This window comes from Metabacillus sp. RB-C-LZQ-3-1 (assembly GCF_058315175.1).
The window spans coordinates 412,681-433,936 of record NZ_JBZFLI010000003.1; the positions used below are offsets into that span (position 1 = coordinate 412,681).

18 protein-coding genes are annotated in these 21,256 nt (G+C 36.4%); 13 read left to right on the plus strand and 5 right to left on the minus strand.

Translation table 11 applies throughout. From position 1 onward, the window contains the following. Positions 1-321: 321 nt before the first annotated feature. A complete protein-coding gene (locus tag AC4GZ8_RS07320) occupies positions 322-762 on the minus strand; it encodes a hypothetical protein (protein ID WP_491081161.1) in 441 nt (146 codons plus the stop codon). 122 nt (positions 763-884) lie between these two features. On the opposite strand from AC4GZ8_RS07320, the gene AC4GZ8_RS07325 reads away from it, so the two are divergent. From AC4GZ8_RS07325 to AC4GZ8_RS07345, 5 genes are all read left to right on the plus strand, one after another. Continuing rightward, positions 885-1,220, plus strand: a complete 336-nt coding sequence (locus AC4GZ8_RS07325) for a hypothetical protein (protein ID WP_491081162.1) — start codon at positions 885-887, stop codon at positions 1,218-1,220. Next, on the plus strand, positions 1,220-2,485 hold the full coding sequence (locus AC4GZ8_RS07330; protein WP_491081163.1) for a glutathionylspermidine synthase family protein: 1,266 nt from the start codon (positions 1,220-1,222) through the stop codon (positions 2,483-2,485). Before AC4GZ8_RS07325 ends, AC4GZ8_RS07330 begins: the two co-directional genes overlap by 1 nt. A gap of 4 nt (positions 2,486-2,489) precedes the next feature. Continuing rightward, on the plus strand, positions 2,490-2,894 hold the full coding sequence (locus tag AC4GZ8_RS07335) for a DUF350 domain-containing protein (RefSeq protein ID WP_491081164.1): 405 nt from the start codon (positions 2,490-2,492) through the stop codon (positions 2,892-2,894). Positions 2,895-3,043: 149 nt separating this feature from the next. Further along, entirely contained in the window at positions 3,044-3,526 is a 483-nt protein-coding gene (locus AC4GZ8_RS07340) for a hypothetical protein (protein ID WP_491081210.1), read from the plus strand. A gap of 347 nt (positions 3,527-3,873) precedes the next feature. Beyond that, positions 3,874-6,633 carry a dynamin family protein gene (locus tag AC4GZ8_RS07345; protein WP_491081165.1) on the plus strand — a complete coding sequence of 920 codons (2,760 nt, stop codon included), beginning with the start codon at positions 3,874-3,876 and terminating at the stop codon, positions 6,631-6,633. Positions 6,634-6,901: 268 nt separating this feature from the next. Here the strand turns inward: AC4GZ8_RS07345 and AC4GZ8_RS07350 are convergent, their stop codons facing one another. From AC4GZ8_RS07350 to AC4GZ8_RS07365, 4 genes are all read right to left on the minus strand, one after another. After that, complete coding sequence (locus AC4GZ8_RS07350) at positions 6,902-7,999, minus strand: Gfo/Idh/MocA family protein (RefSeq protein WP_491081166.1); 1,098 nt, start codon at positions 7,997-7,999, stop codon at positions 6,902-6,904. 40 nt (positions 8,000-8,039) lie between these two features. Beyond that, positions 8,040-8,768 (minus strand): ThuA domain-containing protein, encoded by a 729-nt coding sequence (locus AC4GZ8_RS07355; RefSeq protein WP_491081167.1) that lies wholly within the window; start codon positions 8,766-8,768, stop codon positions 8,040-8,042. Between the two features lie 377 nt (positions 8,769-9,145). Next, on the minus strand, positions 9,146-10,309 hold the full coding sequence (locus tag AC4GZ8_RS07360) for a Gfo/Idh/MocA family protein (protein ID WP_491081168.1): 1,164 nt from the start codon (positions 10,307-10,309) through the stop codon (positions 9,146-9,148). An 80-nt stretch (positions 10,310-10,389) separates the two neighbouring features. Next, the gene (locus AC4GZ8_RS07365; RefSeq protein WP_491081169.1) at positions 10,390-11,430 is read right to left on the minus strand and encodes a LacI family DNA-binding transcriptional regulator; all 1,041 of its coding nucleotides are present in this window, start codon (positions 11,428-11,430) and stop codon (positions 10,390-10,392) included. 343 nt (positions 11,431-11,773) lie between these two features. Here AC4GZ8_RS07365 and AC4GZ8_RS07370 point away from each other — a divergent pair, with 343 nt between their 5' ends. The 8 genes from AC4GZ8_RS07370 to AC4GZ8_RS07405 all read left to right on the plus strand — a co-directional run bounded on the left by AC4GZ8_RS07370 (position 11,774) and on the right by AC4GZ8_RS07405 (position 21,134). Further along, positions 11,774-12,814, plus strand: coding sequence for a LacI family DNA-binding transcriptional regulator (locus AC4GZ8_RS07370; protein WP_491081170.1), 1,041 nt, complete (start codon positions 11,774-11,776; stop codon positions 12,812-12,814). 102 nt (positions 12,815-12,916) lie between these two features. Then, positions 12,917-13,681, plus strand: coding sequence for a sugar phosphate isomerase/epimerase family protein (locus AC4GZ8_RS07375; RefSeq protein ID WP_491081171.1), 765 nt, complete (start codon positions 12,917-12,919; stop codon positions 13,679-13,681). A gap of 31 nt (positions 13,682-13,712) precedes the next feature. Further along, positions 13,713-15,014: an ABC transporter substrate-binding protein gene (locus AC4GZ8_RS07380; RefSeq protein WP_491081172.1), complete on the plus strand. Its 1,302-nt coding sequence runs from the start codon at positions 13,713-13,715 to the stop codon at positions 15,012-15,014. 51 nt (positions 15,015-15,065) lie between these two features. Continuing rightward, a complete protein-coding gene (locus AC4GZ8_RS07385; protein WP_491081173.1) occupies positions 15,066-16,010 on the plus strand; it encodes a carbohydrate ABC transporter permease in 945 nt (314 codons plus the stop codon). Then, positions 16,007-16,828, plus strand: a complete 822-nt coding sequence (locus AC4GZ8_RS07390) for a carbohydrate ABC transporter permease (RefSeq protein WP_491081174.1) — start codon at positions 16,007-16,009, stop codon at positions 16,826-16,828. The genes AC4GZ8_RS07385 and AC4GZ8_RS07390 overlap by 4 nt, the downstream gene beginning before the upstream one ends. 25 nt (positions 16,829-16,853) lie before the next feature. Further along, positions 16,854-17,894 (plus strand): Gfo/Idh/MocA family protein, encoded by a 1,041-nt coding sequence (locus AC4GZ8_RS07395; RefSeq protein ID WP_491081175.1) that lies wholly within the window; start codon positions 16,854-16,856, stop codon positions 17,892-17,894. A 359-nt stretch (positions 17,895-18,253) separates the two neighbouring features. After that, complete coding sequence (locus AC4GZ8_RS07400; protein WP_491081176.1) at positions 18,254-18,946, plus strand: response regulator transcription factor; 693 nt, start codon at positions 18,254-18,256, stop codon at positions 18,944-18,946. Continuing rightward, positions 18,924-21,134 (plus strand): HAMP domain-containing sensor histidine kinase, encoded by a 2,211-nt coding sequence (locus tag AC4GZ8_RS07405; RefSeq protein ID WP_491081177.1) that lies wholly within the window; start codon positions 18,924-18,926, stop codon positions 21,132-21,134. Before AC4GZ8_RS07400 ends, AC4GZ8_RS07405 begins: the two co-directional genes overlap by 23 nt. Positions 21,135-21,256 lie beyond the last annotated feature (122 nt).

The window sequence follows — 21,256 nt, forward strand, 5'->3', positions numbered from 1 at the left end:
TTAGTTTTAGTGGCTAGCTCCGAAGCACAGGACGTGCAAGTGCAGTCATGGAGATTGACGTCGCGTAGATGACTGCCAGCCCCCACCCAGCAACTAGTGAACTTTACACTCCTCCTTACGATAAGTCAACATCGACGTTTGCGCTCTTCATGTTTCCTATGCCCGACATTAACGGGCAATAAAGTTGACTGCCCGTAAATATCGGATAAGTCTCGCTATCCGTAAGAGGGAAAGATCCCTCTCTTATGGAAGTCTAGCTTTATCTCATACGGAGTGCTCAAGTTCATACGTTGCTGAACGGGCGCTTTTGCTTTTCTTATTTTAAGCCTTTACCATATAAAGCACATATGTTGATCGATCTTCATCGATTTCTGCAGAAATTTTCTCGTATTCCTCATCTTGAATCCATAAATAATCATTACCAATTAAGGATAAAGCTTCTTCGTGTGAATATAAATCATATGTAAAGATTAAAGGAGATTCATTATATTCCTTATAATCTCTTACCTCAAGTGTTACATGTTTATAATGATCTGCTTGCTCAAAAATAAATTCATCTGTTTCTTCTTCAACGTAAATCACATAATATTCGTCTTCAAGACTTGAGGAGGTTTGTTTGTAAACCTTTTTTCCTTTAATAAAATAATCACACAATCGACGGCAAAAGATTTCATACGGATCTGAAAACTCATAATGATAAAGAGCAGGATACTCCTTACGTTCATCATTTAATCGATATTCCAATTTATAACTTTTTTTCATCATTAACCTCCAAAATTGTGATTATTTTTACTATACTATAAAAGGTGGATGATGACTGGTATTTTTCCATTTTATCCGATTGTTTGAGTATGCAATGAGACTAATTAAAAGGAGGTTTTCACTTGAGCAAAACCAATAAGCTATTAACAGGCATCATTTCAGCAACAATGTTGACAGCAGCTGGTTGTGGAAATAACGAATCATTACCTCCTGTTCCAGAAGACACAGATTGTGGAGACTGGGAATGGGAAGCAGATGAGGGAGTTTGGGAGTGTGATGATGATGATTCCAGACATTATGGTCATTATTTTTACGGGGGAAGATACTATTCAACCAAAAGTAGTTTGAAATCAAGTTCTGCGTATAAAAGCTATCAATCTAGTAGTTCATTTAAGGGAGGAGGCACAAGCTCTAGCTCTGGTTTTGGAAAAGGATCTAGCGGAGGTTTTGGTGGGTAATGTCTAATGAATACAACTTATCTGAACACCGATTAAAACGCAGCAAAGTATTGGAAGAAATTGATTCTTTTTGGCATGACTTATATGACAGTGAATATGCGTTATATGATATCGCTTATTTATCTCAAAAAGAGGTTGATGATATTCGAGTCGCAACAAATCGAATTGGATCTATTTTTTTTAAAACAGGGCATTTATTAAGAAGCTTACCGGACGAAACATTGCTGCAACTAGACTTCCCAAAAAAAGTATTACCTTTTATTCGACACAGAGCACTTCCGATTGAATCAGTTATTTCAAGAATTGATCTGGTCCAAACAAGCGAAGGATTAAAGGTCCTTGAACTAAACAGTGATACACCAACATTTGAGAAAGAAGTTTTTCTTGTGAATGGTCTAATGTGTAAGGAGTTCGGAGTAATTGACCCCAATGCTGGCTTTGCCGAAAAATTAGGGATGGCGATGCGAAAGGCTTTAGCAGAAGTTTTGCATCGTGGGAATTTTGCTGAAGAACCAACGATTGTGTTTACGTCTCACGACTCTCATGAGGAAGATAAGTTTACCACCATTTATTTAAAGGAAATTGCAAATGTTTCGGCAAAATATGTACCATTACATAAGTTAACCATTCAAAAAGGGGTAGGACTGTTTGATGATGAAGGGAACAAAATAGATATTTTATATCGCCAAACATATCCATTAGAGCATTTGATTGAGGATGTTGATGAAGAAGCAGGAGAACCAATTGGAATTCAGCTACTAGAGTTAGTTTGTTCTAATAAACTGATCATGTTAAATCCAATTTCTTCCTTTCTCCTTCAATCAAAAGCAGTACAGTCAGTGATTTGGGGTATGGTGGAGCTTGATCATCCATTTTATACTGAGCAGGAAAAACAATGGATTCATAAGTATTTTTTACCAACTTATCTTGAAGAAGATATGTTTTGGAAAAATAATGTGAAGTACGTAAAGAAACCAAGCTTTGGAAGAGAAGGAGACACAGTTTCCGTTTATCAGGGGAAAAGGAAGCTTTATGAAGACCAGCATAAAACATATGAACAATCGTTGCCTGTGTATCAACAATATGTTGACCTCCCATCCAAAAACATAAAAACAGTAAATGGTTTTAAGGAAGCAAAAATTTTAATTGGCAGCTTTTTAGTAAATGGAAAAGCAAGTGGAATTGGGTTAAGAGCGGGAAATCAAATAACAGATAATAATGCATATTTCTTACCAGTTGGTATGAAACCAGAAGGAAGGGATTAAAAAGATGACATTTTTAGATTTGTTTTTAGCAACACTATCGTATATTGGTCTAGCAATTGTACTTCTGTTAATCGGGATTATTTTATTTGAAGTCACAACAAAAAATAAAGAAATGCAACTGATTAAAAGCGGGAATAAAGCAGCAGTTTATGCGTTTGGTGGCCGTATTCTAGGATTAGCTATTGTGTTGTATTCGTCAATTGCAAACTCTGTTAACATTTTTGATATGGTCATTTGGGGAAGTATTGCAATTTTTATGCAAATTATTATCTTTTATCTAGCTGAGTTGTTAACACCTAAGTTCAATATTACAAAAGCAATAGATGATGATAATCAAGCAGTTGGATTGTTTTTACTATTTTTATCTCTTTCAATCGGATTGATCATTGCTGCGTCTTTGACATATTAAGTGAATGAGCAGTATCTTTTAAGATGCTGCTCATCTTTCCTGAATGTATGCGAAATCATCAAATCGGTCACTTTTTTGGAATAGATTTGGAAGTGATTGTAAATAGTAATAAAACGAAGGTAAGAAAACGGATTACTTTAAAAATGATGATGGGAAGCATACATATGACGTCAAAAACAGAAGCGATCTTATGGAGTATCGCCTTACCGGGGTTTGCTCAAATACTCAATAAAAAATTGTTAAAAGGTTTTGTCTTAATTTTCCTTGAATTTCTTATTAATGTGAATAGCCATTTTAATACAGCGATCATGGCTAGCTTCTTAGGAGAAATTGACCGGGCATTTCAGGTTCTAGACTATCAATGGCTTATGTTTTATCCCTGTGTTTATATGTTTGCCATGTGGGATGCTGTGAAGGATTCTGTACAAGGGAAAATGCCCAGCTATTCTTTTTTGCCTTATGTGTGTAGTGCTTATACAGTAACAGTAGGCCTTATGTACTCACCTGTCGTGCAGGTGAATGGTATTTATATTGGCCCTATCTTTTTTCCGATGCTTTCGTTACTTCCAGGACTAGGAATCGGTGCAACGCTTATGTATTTTCTAAGGACACTGGAGAAAAAGAAAGAATAAGTAGAAAAAAGTTCATAAAAAACCCTAATAAAACCAAGCCTCTATGCGTATTCTTATGTGAAGAGTTTGGTTTTTTGTTCTTTTCATAACTATTCGTATAGATTATAGTGAATTAAGTGGAAAACAGATGCGCAGCATGCCTTATATCTGAGAACATGAAACGGGCGCTTTGCGCTTTTCTTATGTACTATTTGGGGATGATTGTTTAAGAAAAACTAGTGCTTTCGCCATTATGACTTGTCGTCATGCCAAGTTTTTTCACTTTAAAGCAGAGAAAATAAAATTGGGTCATATAAAATAAACATAACGTGATATGTAATGATATATAGGGTTGTAGGAGGAATACGATGACGAGAGAAGAACAACTTATTGAAAAAACATTTTATCAAACATTTTTGAGCGAACATGATGACAAACAGCCTATCCAAGTATTGGGACAGGTGTATTTTGATGAGCAAAGTAGAGATGAAAGCTTTGATTTATCTTACATACGCTATGCACAGGGAGAATTCTACTTTCATGCGCAGGATTATGAAACAGCCATTTTTAAGTGGGAAAATATCAAAAATGAATTAGAACCATGGGCCAAAATGAATATTGGAGATGCCTATTATCAACTTGGTTTACTCTCTGCTGCTGAAGATATGTATACTTCTATTGAAACAGAAGAAATAACATTAAAAAGTGAAGTGGCTTTAAAGTTATTTTTCCTTTATACCGAAAGACAAAAGCTGGATCATGCGTATGATACGATTCAAAAGGCTGTTCTTATTGATCCTGATTATCCGGAAGTAACTAGAACAGCACGAGATTTTTATGAAGAACAAAACGATGATGAACATGCGGTGAAGTTAGCTGTTAATGAGGCTATTCGTACCCAAAAAGAAGAATGGTTTTCGGTCATTACCTCTTATGTGAAAGAAGGAAAAACGAAAACGTTTAGTCCAGATTATTTTTCTGAAGTACTTCTTGCGATGTATGAGGCAAGCAGGCCTTCTCTTATTTCATTTATTGGGGCGTTGTGGAATAGCTATAAAGACCAAGGATCCTATCTTAATTGGTTACAAACAATTAATGAGATGGTCATTACGACGGTTGAAAATAAAGAAGATGCAGACTGGTATCGAATTGTAGAACTTTATGAACAAACATTTAAGGAATTAACAGATGGTCGCTACTATTTACAAGAACTACAAGGAGTTATTCCATATTTGTTAGCATGTTGGTTAAAGCTGTCAACTAGATCTGCTTCTTTAACACCTGCAGCCACTGTACTTGCTTGGAATGAAATTTTCCCAGGTCAGATTATTCAAGATGCTGTGTACACAGCAGAGGAAGTTATATTTGAAGTGGAGCATAACCAAAGCGGGTTAGAGCAAGCACTCCAGCTTTTTAAAACGATCAAAAATTGGGCAGAAACTCATTCACTTGATGTAGATAAACGGGTGAGCTGGTGGTTAGAAGAATTACTTAATACAAACATCAAACAACATTTTCTCCTAATGGGTGAAGAAAGTAGTGGAAAAACAACCTTTGTCAATTCTTTACTAGGTGACAAATTCTTTAAAGGTTCGAGCACTGCCTTTGTTGTACTGCATGATGAAGATGAACTGACGATGAGTCAAATCTCGAGCAATGGTCATCGTTATCTTGAGGATCAACGAGAATTAGTGAAGGAAATGGAAGAGAATTCTTCTTCTTTATTCCAGGTGAAAAGACCGTGTATCTTTTTGAATGAGCATCAATGTGCACTAATTGATTCACCACCGATTCATAGAAATGAAGAGACAAGAAATGAACTTTTTAACACCACTTTATTAGCAGACGGTGTATTGTACGTTCTAGACGGCTCATCACCATTATCAGAATCCGAGTGCGATGTTTTATATCAATTGAAAAAATTTGCCCCAAATGTAAAGGTTCATTTTTTATTAAATAAAGTAGATTTAATTGCAAGTGATGCTAGTACACAGGTTGTTATAAATGAGATAAAAATGAAGATTTCAGATATTTATCCTGAGGCAGAGGTTCTTCCTTATTCTTCATTACATCCATTTGGACAGCAATTAAGCCAGCTAAATGCATTCATTTACACTCATTTCCCATATGATATTAAGGAAAAGCAAGAAAAACGTACAGCAAATGTTTTAACGTTAATAAGAAAAGTCCTCGCTGATCTTCTTCAAAAGCGTGTAGATATGGAAAAAGGACTTATCTACTCAATCGAATGGAATGAAGATATTTTAGTCAGATTAAAGGGTCTCACAAACAAGTTATCAGATTTACAATATGAAAAAGTTGATTCTATTATTTCTGCCTATAATACGTTAATAAAAGTATCGAAGACGGAATTAAAAGAGACGATCCCTAAGCTACTAAAAGAAAGTTCGGCTCTTATTAAAGAGGACAGTGATTTCAAACAGATTCACATTACACTTAACGAGAAAATGAATGGGAAAATACAGGACTATGTTGAGGGGTCACTTCTGCCAACGGTGTTTCATCAGCTTGAAACATGGATATCTGCTTCACATGACGAACTTCAAGAAAGTCAATCATACTTGAATGAAATGAGTGAAACATTCAATGATATTTATGAAGAGAAAAAGCTTTCCCTGCAGTGTGATTTTTCGCTACTAGACGACTGGCGCCGTGATATAAACAGAATGACAGGTCGTGTACGATATGAAAAAGAAAATATACTTTTGAAAAATAAACCAACACAGCTATTATTAAAAGGTGCAGGTAGACTATTCGGAACGATGAATCAAAGCAATCATATGCTATTTAATCAATATAAAAAGTATGTAGAGAATGAATCATATGAAGAAGTAACAAAGGCCATTGCCAATAAATTATTCCTGCCATTTGAATTATTTGAAAAAGGATTAAGTCAAGATGTTGCTTCGTTTTTCCACGCATCTATTAAAGAGGTTGAACATACGATTACTGAAACAAAAGAAACCATTCAAAACGGCAATGAAGAATTAGCGAACATGAGAGATAATCCTGAAGTCTTTTATGATCCGTTAAAACTATTTGAAGTTAATCTTCTACAACAGGAATTTACCTTGCAAGCGAAAAAAGCTTATAGCCGGTCGATGTAATTGAGAGGAGACGATTCTTTATGAATCGTCTCTTTTTTGCAATCGTGAATTTATTTAGGATAGAAAGAGTATAGGGAATTCTAGTGGGAATGAAGGGCAAATCTGGTAAGCATCGAGAGAGAAAAGGTCATCAAAAAGAGGATGAAGACCAAAAATGATGACCAGTTAGAAAGAAAAGTCCTTCATACCAAAAGGATGAAGGACCAGTAAATTGTCTTGTAAAAAAGAGCGAAGGACCTATTAGATAAAATGGTCCTCCACAATGATTTTAATGTGAAACCTCTTGCTCCACATCTAGGGAGTCAGGTCTTTTACATGTGCTTTCCATTTGATAGTGTGTTCCTTGATCAGAGGAATCATGGAAACCGTGCATGGCTTCTAATACGTGGTAGCCAAGCTCGCCACTTGCGCGATATGTTCCACCATTTAGAATAGCGCTTGCCATGTCTGCTACACCAAGTCCCCTGCTGTTTTGAGAATATCCGTAGGATAATGGTACTTCTACAAATTCTTTTTCACCCTTCTTGCGAATACGAACAGGTCCTCCGAAAGTATTTGGATCTGGAACAAGTAATGTTCCTTCACTACCGTAAATTTCAATTGGAGGAAGGGAAGAACCGCCCATTGCATCAAAGCTTGTCGTAATCGTTCCGACTGCTCCTGATGCAAAATCAATAACACCTGAAATATGTGTTGGGGTTTGGACTTTAATTTTTTCGCCAGCTTTCGGCTCACTTGTTATTGTACGCTCAGGATAACTGACTCTAGTAGATCCTGAGATTCGTTGAATAGGCCCTAATAATGCAACTAAAGCCGTTAAATAATATGGTCCCATATCAAACATTGGGCCGCCGCCGATATCATAGAAAAAGCTTGGATCTGGATGCCAATGCTCATGGCCCCTGCTAATCATGAAAGCAGAAGCTCCAATAGGAACACCGATTTCGCCTTGCTCAATGAGCCTGATCGATGTTTGAATACCAGCACCTAAAAAAGTGTCTGGTGCGTTACCTACGAAAAGATTGTGTTTTTTAGCTGTCTCTAAAATTTGCTTTCCTTCTTCACGTGTGACAGCAAGAGGCTTTTCGGTATAAACATGTTTTCCTGCTTCAAGAGCTTGGATGCATACTGCAGCATGGGCTTTCGGAATAGTTAAGTTGATCACGAGTTCTATTTCAGAATCATTAAGAAGCTCTTGAACAGTATATGCTTTTGGAATCCCGAACTTTGCTGCCTGAGACTGAGCACGTTCCACATCAAGATCAGCACAAGCCACAAGCTCAAGGTGCTCAAAGTTTTGGCAATTTTCCATGTAGATGGAACTAATATTTCCACAGCCGATAATTCCAATCTTAAGCTTTTTCATATTGAAACCTCCATGATTTTAGTTTTTTATTTTTATAGATTTATTGGCTATCTCCCATACCTGTATAAGAACGGGCATTCGCTGCAACTGCTAAGTCTTCAGCACGTTGTTTGCCCTCAGCAGCCCATAAAAATCCGCGGCGCATGATGAGTGAAACTTCTGGCATAGCCACAATATTTGCTTTATGACCTAATGAACTATAAAATACATTTCCTTGTCCCCAGCGTTTTGTCCAGACAACAGGCATATCAACCGCTTTATTTGCTGCATGAGGTCCGTCAACAACAGGGAAACGTGTAGTGGCGAGCACTTCGACTGCTGGATCATAGTGGAGATAGTACTGTTCACTTACAACTTTAAAATCAGATATTCCATCTAATAAAGGGCTTGTTGAATGCTTGATGTTCACCATGTATTCAACCCCATCATTTCCAGGGTGTGCTACCCAGTTTCCACCAGTCATAAATTGCCAGTCAACATTATTCCGAAAAGAATCACACATCCCGCCATGACAACCTGCTAAGCCTACACCACTCATTACAGCCTCTGAAATATTTAGTACATATTTTTTTTGAATTTCACCCATTGTCCAGTGGGGAACAATAAGATCTAACGATTTTAATTTTTCAGGATCAGCATAAGAATCTAGTGAATCAGATACTTCTACATTGAAATTTTCTTCTTCGAGAATTCCTTTGAAAATTTGAGATATTTGCTCTGGTTCATGTCCGTCCCAGCCACCCCAAACGATTAATGCATTCTTTTTCATATGAAACACTCCTTTAAGATTTTATTAAACGGTAGGAAAGTATAAATTATTGTACTTAGTTTTAATGTCTTTGCTCCAGGCGCCATCGGCTCGAGGTCATAAGTCAAGTAGGAAATGAAGGTAAAGAACACCTTCTATTTTTACTCGCCTTGCTTGTCGCCGATTTCTTAGCGCCTTGCGCTTTTCTTAACAGATAAGAAAGTATAAAATTTTGTACTTTGTGTAGGTGTCTAGCTCCAGCGCCTATCGCCTATCAAACTTCAGATCATCTCCCTACGATAAGTCAACATCGGTTCGCTTCGCTTACCGTGTTTCCTAAATCTTTAGTCGATGCTCCTCCAGTTTGTACGGCAATGACCAAGGCGCTTGCGCTTTTCTTAAACGTCGGAAACTTTGATCCATTGACGTTTTTCAATTGAGCGATCAACAGCTTCTAATACTTGTTGACATTTCACACCATCATGGAAGTTTGGAACAGGCTGACGGTCTTCTTTAAACGCTTCCATTAATTCGACCACTTCATGAATAAATGTGTGTTCATATCCGATTGTATGTCCTGGCGGCCACCAATTTTCAGCATAAGCATGTGCTGGATCTGTTGCGAGAACTCGTCGGAAGCCTTGAACATCATCACGATCATCTGTGAAGTATACTTGAAGCTCGTTCATTCGTTCAAAATCAAAGATAACGCTTCCTTTACTGCCATTGATTTCAAAAGAATTTGTACAACGGTGACCAGAAGCATATCTTGTTGCTTCAAAGCTTCCTAAAGCTCCGTTAGCAAAACGAGTTAAGAATAATGTTGCATCATCAACCGTTACTTCTCCTTTTTCGGCATTCGCATCACTACCGCCTGCTGATAGACCTGAAGTGCCTGTTGTAATCGGTCTTTGTTTAATAAACGTTTCACTCATCCCGATGACTTCGTCCATATCACCAATCAGGTAATGGGCTAAGTCAATTAAATGTGCACCTAGATCTCCGTGAGAACCAGAGCCTGCAATTTCTTTTTGAAGCCTCCAAGCAAGAGGAAAGTTTGGATCAACTAGCCAATCTTGTAAAAACCAAGCACGGTAATGGTAGATATCTCCTAATTTACCTTCATCAATTAACTTTTTTGCGAGCATGACAGCAGGAGCGAAACGATAATTAAAGCCAACCATATGCTTTACACCAGCAGCCTCAACAACATCAAGCATTTCTCTAGAATCTTCCAATGTAAGCGCTAACGGTTTTTCGCAAAAAACATGCTTACCAGCTTTTGCAGCAGCAATCGTTATTTCCTTATGTACATCACTTGGTGCATTAATATCAATTAAATCAATATCCTCACGTTGAATAAGTGCCTTCCAGTCTGTTGTGTATTCTTCCCAGCCGAATTGTTTAGCTGCTTCGGCAACACCTTCAGTATTACGTCCACAAATCACCTTCATTTCAGGATGAACGGTATTTGGGAAAAAGAGAGGAAGGTCACGATAAGCGTGACTATGTGCCTTTCCCATGAATTTGTAGCCAATCATTCCAACTTTAATGTTTTTCATAAGATTTCCCCTTTGTTAAAGTTTTATAGAATTGGTTTAACATCTATGATTAGTACTAGTGCCATAACCTAATTTAGGAACTAGTACATATCAAGCGAAGTAGTTTCCCGTTCGATTAATGTAACAGGAAGTCGAACCATTAGTGGTTCAGTCTCATTTTGTGCGATAAATCTAAGAATCTTTTCGGCAGCTAGTTGTCCCATATCATAAAGTGGAACTCTTACTGTAGTGAGTGGCGGAGTTGTCATTCGTGAGATTTCAGAGTCATCATAGCCAATAATGGCATAATCTTTGCCCGCTTGAAAACCCAGTTCGTTTAAGCCTTGCATCAGTCCAATCGCCATCCGATCATTTGCAGAAAAGATCGCTTTATAAGTTGGTAATAACGATGAAATGTCTTTCGCAGCTTGATAACCGCTTTTTCGGCTATAATTACCCTCGAAAATCAGTTCTTTAGAAAAAAGAATGTTCTTTTCCACTAAAGCTTGCTTGTATCCTTCTAGACGATCAAGACTATTGGAGTATTCCTCAGGTCCATTTAAGAAAATAATATTTGGAAATCCTTTTTGCAGTAATGATGATGTTGCTATGAAACTGCCATTCACATGATCTGCATCAATAGAATAAAAGGAATAGCCGGGAAATGTCTGGTTAACAAGGCAGTATGGTAAATTCAATTGATGAAGCTCTTCAATGGCCTCAATTTCTTCAGGGTTATTGCTGGAGCCCAAAATAATGCATCCATCCACTCGTTGGGATTGAAAAAGCTGTACATAATTTTTTCGTTCATTTGGAGATTGAAATAATAAAAGCAAACCATAGCCAAGTTCTCCAAGCTTTGCACCAATTCCACTGACAAGCTCTGAAAAATAGTGGGTGGACATAATATTTACCTTAGGTAGGTAAGGAACAATCACACCAATATTATGACTCTTTCCTTTTGCAAAATTTTGTGCAATAACATTTGGGTGATAGTTAAGCTCCTTAGCAGCTTGTAATACTTTATGTTTTGTCTCTTCACGCAAAGGCGCGACATTGTTGAAAACCCGAGAAACAGTCGCTTCAGAAACGCCTGCTAATCTGGCAACGTCTTTTCTATTTGCTAATGTATTCACCCCCATAGTAAATTATGTACACGCGTTCATTCTCTCTTGTTTTGATTAAAATGTCAATAAGAATTCTAAAATAACAGAAAACTATTTTCTTAAAGAAAAAGTGATATTTTTAGGTTTAACTTTTGTTTAAGAGGGTAAGTAAGAAAAGATAGTATCCCCCCTGATACTTCTATATGAAAAACTTGAGGAGCCTCTATACTTGGAATAGAGGCTTATCTCTTTTTTAATGGGTTATATTAACTATTTTGAAAATTTAGTATTGAATATTCGAACTCGACCCTTTATACTGATTTTTGTAACCGTTTACAGTAACGGTTAAAGAAAAAGTCATTCACAGGGAGAGCGTTACATGGGAGTAAAGATGCGTGATGTGGCCAAATTAGCAAACGTTTCAGTTGCTACTGTTTCAAGGGTACTGCATTATCCTGAAACTGTAAAAGAAGCAACCAGAAAGAAAGTTCTAAGCGTTATCGCTGAGTTAAATTATCAACCTAATATGCTAGCCCGCCAGTTTCGTAGAAATGAAACAAATATCATTCTTGTAGTAGTACCAAGTATTATGAATACTGTTTTTTCAGGTATTATCGAAGGAATTGAGTACGAAGCAGCAAGACATGGATATCGAGTCTTATTGGGGAATACAAATCGAAAAGTAGAAAACGAGTATGATCTCGTTGAATTATTAAAGCAAAAGCAAACAGATGGAATGATCTTGCTATCAGAAAGGATGGATTCCAACTACATAAAGTCATTAAGTGAAGAATATCCTCTTGTTCTAGCCACAGCATATATTGAAGGTTTAAGGGTACCATCAGTCTCAATCGACAATGTTAGTAGTAGTCGTGAAGCTGTTGAACATCTTATAAGAATAGGTCATAAAGAAATTGCTCATATTACTGGCCCGTTACAATTTGCAATCTCTAGAAGTCGATATCAAGGCTATAAACAAGCGTTGATGCAAAACAATATCGAGGTTCGTAATATGCTTGTTCAAGAGGGGGACTTTACCTTTGAATCAGGCTATAATCAGATGTTGAAGTTAATGGCAATAGAGAAAACGCCAACTGCTATTTTTGCAGCAAACGATGAAATGGCTATGGGGGCAGTAAAAGCAGCAAAAGAGCTTGGACTTAATGTTCCTAGAGATATAGCTGTTGTAGGATTTGATAATATTAGTTTTTCTTCAATATTTGATCCAGCCCTAACAACAGTTGCTCAACCACTATTTGAGATGGGGCAAAAGTCAATGAAATTACTACTACAGCAAATTCAAGGAGTCCCCTTATTGAAGGCGCAATACATATTAGAATGTGATTTTATTGTGAGAGAGTCATGTGGTGGAAAGAGTAATGAGAAGGTACTAAATAAAAAATCATCACATAATTTGTAACCGGTTACACCTTGAAGGGGGTGAATAACAAAAAAATTGCAGGAAATTAGAAATATATTTGTAACCGATTACATATTTGTTTAAAAAAAGGGGGATTTATATATGACTAAAACTCAATTCAGCTTACAGTTATTTACTTTACGTGAAGAGACTGAAAAAGATTTTGTAGGAACATTAGAGAAGGTAGCAAAACTTGGATATCAAGGGGTAGAGTTTGCGGGATTTGGAGGATTAACGGCAATCCAATTGAAAAAAGAACTTGATAGATTAGGACTGAAAGCAAGCTCTAGCCATATACCAATTGCCATGCTTGAAAATGAATTAGACCAGGTAATAGAATATCAGCAAATAATAGGTAGTCATCATATTGCATGTCCTGTACTTCCAGCTGAGAGAAGAACAAAGGAAGCTTACTATGAACTAGTTCCAATCTTAAATGAAATTGGCCAAAAATGCCATGAAGCAGGAATTGCTCTTTCTTATCATAATCATGATTTTGAATTAGTTGATTTAGATAATGGTAAAAAGCCTTTAGAAGTACTACTTGATGGAACTAATCCTGAGTGGGTGAAGGCAGAATTTGATGTGTATTGGTTAACAAAAGCTGGCGAAGACCCAGTTCAGTGGTTAAAACGTTACGAAGGAAGAACACCACTTGTTCATCTTAAGGATATGACAACAGATGGTGAGAAGTTTTTTGCAGAATTAGGAACTGGTGGAGTTAATTTAGATGGTGTACTAAATCAAGGGAAGCAATCAAATGTAGAGTGGTTTGTGGTAGAACAGGATCGATCAAGAAGGTCGCCTCTGGAGAGCATTGAGATCAGCATGAATTACTTAAAAAATAAACAATTAATCACGATTTAAAGCTGATAACGAAAACAAAGGGGATGGAAGAATGAAGAAATTATTATCTGTTTTCACAATTATGGCTGTTTTGCTTCTAACTGCATGTGGACTTAATGGTGGCGGCTCAACAGAGCAAGCTGCATCTGATTCTGGTAAAACTGAATCAAATGGTGGGAAAAAGACACTTGAATTCTGGCATATTGATCCAGGTGAAAGAGAGAAAGTATATGAAGAAGCTGTTGCACGATTTGAGGAGAAGCATCCAGATGTCGAGGTGAAAATGCTTCAAATTCCAAATGATGCTTATAAACAAAAACTATCAGTTGCTATGTCTGGAAATAAGGCACCAGATGTATTCCATAGCTGGGGCGGCGGCTGGCTGAAGAACTTTGTTGACCAAGGAAAAGTTTATGATATTACAGAAACAACTGATAAATCTCACTTCAATGAGCTTGCTTTGAACAATGCAACATATGACGGTAAGGTATATGGTGTGCCTTTAGGTTTATCAATGGATGTTGTTTTTTATAACAAAGAGATTTTTGATAAATATGGATTAACACCACCAAAAACATATGATGAATGGTTAAGTGTCATTGATACGCTAAAAGAAAACAACATTATTCCTATCGCTTTAGCAAATCAAACAAAATGGCCGGGTGCTTATTATTTTATGAACTTTGCAAGCAGAATCGCAGGTCCTGAATTATTCGAAAGTGCTTTCAATAGAGAAGGAAGAGGATTCGATGATCCTGGATATGTTGAGGCAGGAAAATATATTCAAGATCTAGTAAAAAGAGATGCGTTCAACCCAGGATTTAATGGTGTTCCATATGATGAAGGTCAAGGCCGTCAGTTATTGTATACCGGCCAGGCAGCAATGATGGATATGACGATCTCATTCGTAAATAATGTAAGAGAAGAAGCTCCAGAATTTGAGGAAAAGCTAGATTTCTTCCTATTCCCAACGATTCCTGGTGGGAAAGGAGATCAAACACATGTCGGTGCAAATACTGGTCCAGTTTGGTCAGTAGCACAAAACAGTAAAAATCCTGATCTAGCTGCTGAACTAGTCAATGAACTAGCTAGCACTGAAACGGCTCAAAATTATACGGATCGAACAGGTGCACTAACTGGTGTTAAAGATATTGTACCAGCTGATGAATTTACAAAACGTTTCTATGATGTTTTAGAACAAGCAACTCACTTACAAATGCCTTATGACCAAACACTTCCACCGGAGTTAGCGGAATTACACAAAGACACGACTCAAGCGATCTTTGGTTTAGACATGACACCTGAAGAAGCAGCACAGAAAATGGAAGAGAAAGCTAAAGAGGTATTAAAGTAGTACAGTAGGAGGGGATTTTCCCCTCTTGTTGTAACAAAAGGAGTGGCTAAAATGGATACACCTATAAAAGTGGCTGAAAGTAAGACGGTTGTCAAACAGGCTTCACGTACACACAAAAAATTAAAAAACGCTTTAACTATTGGAGCATTCGTTGCACCTGCAATTATTATTTATGCTGTTTATGTTTTGTTCCCGATTATATCAACCTTAATGTATAGCTTTTATAAATGGGACGGCATGGGTGTTGGAGTATTTATAGGGTTACAAAATTATGTTGACCTTTTTAAAGACGCCATTTTCTGGAGAGCACTCACAAATAATACATGGGTCGTATTAACTTCAGTTTTTGCTCAAATTCCTCTTGGTTTGATCATGGCACTTATGTTATTTGCACCAATTAAAGGAATTAAATTTTTTAGTAGTGTTTATTTTTTTCCATTTCTCATGTCAACTGTTGCCATCGGTTTGTTATGGGTTTTGATGTTCGATCCAATAAATGGGATTATTAATAGTATCATTAATCTATTTGGTGTTGAAAATATTTCATGGTTAAGTGAAACAAATACCGCTCTATTTGCTGTATTATTAGTTATCGTTTGGCAATTCGCACCATTTTATATGATTCTTTTTAAAGCTGCCATTGTTGGGATACCAGACGAATTATATGAAGCGGCTGAAATTGATGGTGCTAATCCTTTCCAAAAGTTTTTTCACATTACATTACCACTGCTCATGCCAACAATTGTGAGCTCTTCTATTCTAGCAATTGTAGGTTCGTTAAAAGCATTTGATATTTTCTATATTATGACCGGTGGAGGTCCTAACCACGGAACGGAATTATTAGGAACGTATATGTTTAAACAGGCTTTTATTAACTTTAATATGGGATATGCAAGTGCAATCGCTTTTGTCATGTTCTTTTTAGCCTTAGCCGTTACGATTATTATTCAGGTGATGGATCATTTACGTAAAAAGAAAGGAGCCTACGGAGTATGACTTTGGGATTTAAGAAAATACCTCTCTATATTATTGCAGTTATGTTGTTAGTCTTCACTGGTTTTCCTTTCATTTATATGATTTCAACTTCACTCAAGTCACGAAGTCAGTTCTTTGAAGAACCATTTGCGTTATTTTCATCATTTAATCTAGAAAATTTTCAATCTGTTTTTGAAATGGGTTTAACTCGATACTTCTTAAATAGTATTTTAGTATCAATCGTAGCTGTATTTGTCGTGATGATTGTAGCAGCGCTGGCAAGCTACCCTCTGAGTAGAATGAAGTTTAAATTAAACAAAGTTTTATTTTTACTATTTATATCAGGAATGATGCTTCCTATTCATGCTACCCTTATTCCAATTTTCAAACTCACACAAAGCATGGGGATTTTTGATACGGTGTGGGCTTTATTGGGACCATATATCGCATTTAGTCTACCAATCTCAATCTTTATTTTGACTCAGTTTATGCAAGAAATTCCAAAGTCATTGGAGGAAGCAGCAAAAATGGATGGCTGTAACCACTTTGGAATCTTCTGGAGAGTGATTCTCCCGATGTTAACACCTGCATTAATGACGGTGTTGATCTATAATTTTATCCATCTTTGGAATGAGTTTATTTTTGCACTTGTTTTAATTTCAAGCCCAGAAAACATGACATTACCTTTAGGTTTACAAGATTTTAAAGGAGAGTTCTCAGTAAATATTCCTGGTCTTATGGCCGCCTTAACATTAGCTAGCTTGCCTATTCTTGTTGTTTACCTTTTCTCCCAAGAAAAAGTTGTAAAAGGTTTAGCAGGTGGGGCAGTAAAAGGATAATATCGAATCATTGGAGGATGAAAACATGTCAAAAATCAAAGTCGGGGTCATTGGTTGTGGAAGTATTTCAAGAAAACGTCACTTAGTAGAGTATGCAAATAATAAGAATGTTGAAATCGCAGCGGTATGTGATATTGTAGAGTCGCGTGCAGTGGAAATGGCTGAAAAATATGGAGCAAAATCTTTTACACAATACGAAGAAGTGATTCAACTAGCAGAAATAGATGTAATAAGTGTTTGTTTACCAAATGATCTTCATGCGCCGGTTTCAATTGCAGCTTTAAATGCAGGTAAACATGTTCTTTGTGAGAAACCTATGGCTATTTCTAGAAAAGAAGCGGAAGAAATGATCGAAGCTGCAAAACGGAATGACAAAACGTTAATGATTGCGCATAATCAACGCTTTGTAGCCTCTCATCAAAAAGCAAAACAATTAATAGAAAGCGGCGAAATTGGAAAGATTTATAGTTTCCGAACAACATTTGGGCATCCCGGGCCGGAGAGATGGAGCATTGATGGAAGAAATAGCTGGTTCTTCGATAAAGAACAAGCCTTCATAGGTGCCCTAGGAGACTTAGGTGTTCATAAATCAGACTTAATTCGTTATTTACTTGGAGATGTAGCCGAGGTTAGTGCATTTGTTGAAACGTCTGCGAAAGAAGATACAGACGTAGATGATAACGCAGTTGCAGTATTAAAAATGGAATCTGGTGTTATTGGAACATTAGCAGCTAGTTGGTCTTATGTAACTGGTGGAGATAATTCTACTGTTATATACGCTGAAAATGGTGTTTTAAGATTAGAGGATGACCCGGAACATTCACTAATTGTCCAATATAAAAATGGGGAAGTTGTGAAGTACCAACTTGATAAAATTCAAACAAATGAAGAGGGTGGTCAAACGAATACACATGTTATTGATCACTTCATAGAGGCCATCATCAATAAAAAAGCTCCACTTATAACCGGGGATGAAGGAAAGAAATCACTTGATGTTATTTTAGCAGCATTGGAATCTAATGAAACGAAAAAAGTAGTAAAGGTAAATAAAATACCAGTTGTATAAACGTAATGCTAAAAAGTGAGCCATATACTGGCTCACTTTTTCTTTGCATAGCGTACTATTAGGTGCATTGAACTGTGGTATCAAGCTCCAAAGAACAGGAAGTACAAGTATCAGTCGCTTCGCATGACCTCGCGCTATTAGGCTGCTAGCTCCTTAACCCCTTAAGGTCACAAGCCCGAGGCTGATTTTGGCTTTTAGAGCTTTTGTTCTCTATTTAAAAACTTTATTCAAATTAAATATTACGTATTCTTAAGAAATTCTTCATATTTCCCCTATCTTTATATTAAGAACTTCTGATTATACTTAGAACATCCGAACTAAATCAACACATGGTATACTTTCGAAAGGAGGTTTAAGCAATGAACAATTATAGAGTGTTAGTAGTAGATGATGATAAAGAAATTAGAGAAGCGATTGAAATATATTTAAAAAATGAAGGCCTGACTGTGTTATTAGCTAGTGATGGCGTGGAAGCAATTGAACGTTTACAAGAAAACGAAGTTCATTTAATCATTCTTGATGTAATGATGCCGAGAATGGATGGAATTTCTGCTACTTTTAAAATTCGTGAGCAAAAAAATATTCCGATTATCATTTTAAGTGCGAAAAGTGAGGATACAGATAAAATTCTGGGATTACAGGTTGGAGCTGATGATTATGTGACCAAGCCTTTTAATCCGTTAGAGTTAATAGCAAGAGTGAAGTCACAACTTAGAAGATATGTTACGCTAGGTCATTTTGAAGGAAGAAACCGAACAATTGATATAAATGGTCTTACGATTGATCAAGATGCAAAAGAAGTCGCTGTGCACGGAGAACCTGTTAAGTTAACTCCTATTGAATATAAAATTGTAGAATTATTAATGATGAATGCAGGTCGTGTGTTCTCTATTTCGGAAATTTACGAACGTGTATGGAAAGAGCCATGCTATAATGCCGAAAATACTGTTGCTGTACACATTCGGAAAATTCGTGAAAAAATTGAAATCGACCCAAAAAATCCAAGATTTTTAAAGGTGGTATGGGGCATTGGATACAAAATGGAAAAATAGAGCAGGGATGTTACTGTGGCTCGTGTTGTTTACTTACGGGCTAAGCGGAGTGTTAACCGCAATAATTAATGACAATGATTATTTAAAAACAAACTACTTTAAAACCTCACAGTATGAAAGTACAGTCGGTACCTTTGTGAGTTATCTTCAAGCGTTTGAGTTTTCTTATCAAGAGAAAGAAGAGATTAAAAAGAAGCTTAGCGTTTCGGAGGAAGAAATTGAAGAATATCGATATCGCTATGGTGACCTAACTGGACAAATCCAAAATATTGAGGAACAATATCAGCAAAGAATTGAAGATGCAAGAGCAATTGGCAACGAAGATGTAGCCAACCGCTATATAAAAGAAAGAGATTCGAAAATCGAGGACATTTCCAAAAATTTTGAAAGCGATGAGTATGTTAAAGAAAAAATAATAAAAGAAAAAGAACAAAAAGTAGATCAATATGTTAAAGAATTAGAAGGTTACCGACAGGATTATAATGATTATAATGAAGCGTTTGCCTACTATTTGAAAAATACAACAACAGGAGAGATCTACACAAATTTGCCATCTAAGAACGAGAAAGAAATAGAATCGATATTTACTTCTAAAAATATGCTCCATGTTAATACCTATCCTACAGACAATTACAACTATTTAGGTGTTCGTGAACAATCGATCATTTATGGTTACGAGGATGTTCTTACAGATGTAGATACAAATGCTTTATATGAAGGGAAAATTGGACTTCGCAAAGGTGTTTCAAATGCTAATCCAATTATGTCTGCATTCCATGATTTTAATGATCACAGAATTGTTTTCTGGATCTATTCAATTGGTGCAGTTGTGTCGCTTATCATTAGCTTAATCATGGCTAAAAAAATGGCAATCTTTCAAACGATAAAATCCCATAGTATCAAGAATTATTATCATCGACTTCCTATTGATGTGGCATTTGGTCTTTTTGGAATTACGGCACTCATTTCACTTATTTTAATAGATGAGTTTCCTCATTATTATGATTATTTTTCATTAAGAGATTTACTTTATAGGTTTGGTATCATGGTCATCTTTTTAGGAGGATCAATTGTTCAAGGAATCTACCTATTCCCTATTTTAAAGTTGTTGCCTTCAAATAAAGGCTTATTAAAGAAAACAATAACATTTCAAATGTTGAAGATGATTCGAGATGCTTTTGCCAATCGGAGAGTCGGAACTCAAGCAATCTTGATATTGGGCTTAGTCTTTATGTTTGGACTTGGAGCAGCTGTAGTAGTTGTTGAACCAGGATTTTTACTTGTCTATTTCCCTGCATTTGTTTTTATTGCTTTGCCTATACTAATCTTTTTGATAAAAAGAATTGGTTATTTTAATGAAATTACACGACATGCAACAGCATTAACGAATGGACAGTTTGAAGCGGATTTGAAGGTAGCGGGGAAATCGTCACTGGCCACTCTTGCGAATAATATTAACCAATTGAAACATGGGGTGAAAACCTCAAAAAAGGCACAAGTGAAGAGTGAGCGGTTAAAAACAGAATTAATTACAAATGTAAGCCATGATTTACGGACCCCATTAACATCCATTATTACGTATTCAGAGCTTTTAAAAAATGCCGAGCTTTCAGAGGATGAACGTTCAACATATATTGAGATTATTGATCGTAAATCAAAGAGGTTAAAAGTATTAATTGATGATTTATTTGAAGCGTCCAAAATGGCGAGCGGAAATATTGAGTTATCAAAAGCAAGGGTTGATGTTGTCCAACTTTTGCAACAGGCATTAGCTGAATATAACGAAACTATCCAGTCTTCTACTGTGCAATTTCGTGTGACTAATCCTGATACACCTGTATTAGCCTTTATCGATGGACAAAAGCTATGGAGAGTATTTGAAAATTTAATAGGAAATATCCTAAAATATTCGTTAGAAAATACTAGGGCATATATCGCGGTCAAAGAGGAAAATAATCAAATTATCATCACTTTTAAAAATATATCAAGGTATGAACTCAGTGATGATGTTAATGAATTATTTGAACGCTTTAAACGTGGTGATAAATCACGGCATACAGAAGGTTCTGGTCTTGGATTAGCGATTGCCAAATCAATCATCGACTTACATGATGGGGAGCTTAATATTGATGTTGACGGCGATTTATTTAAAGTAACGATCGTGTTATATGCAATAGATTCAAAATAGGCAAAAAGACAGTTCTTTTTTCGGGCTGTCTTTTTTCTTACATAACTTTAACCCACTTCATACAGTAGCTTTACAATTGCATTTTAAAATTTATTTAACAGATATTGGTGGGGTGTGTTCTG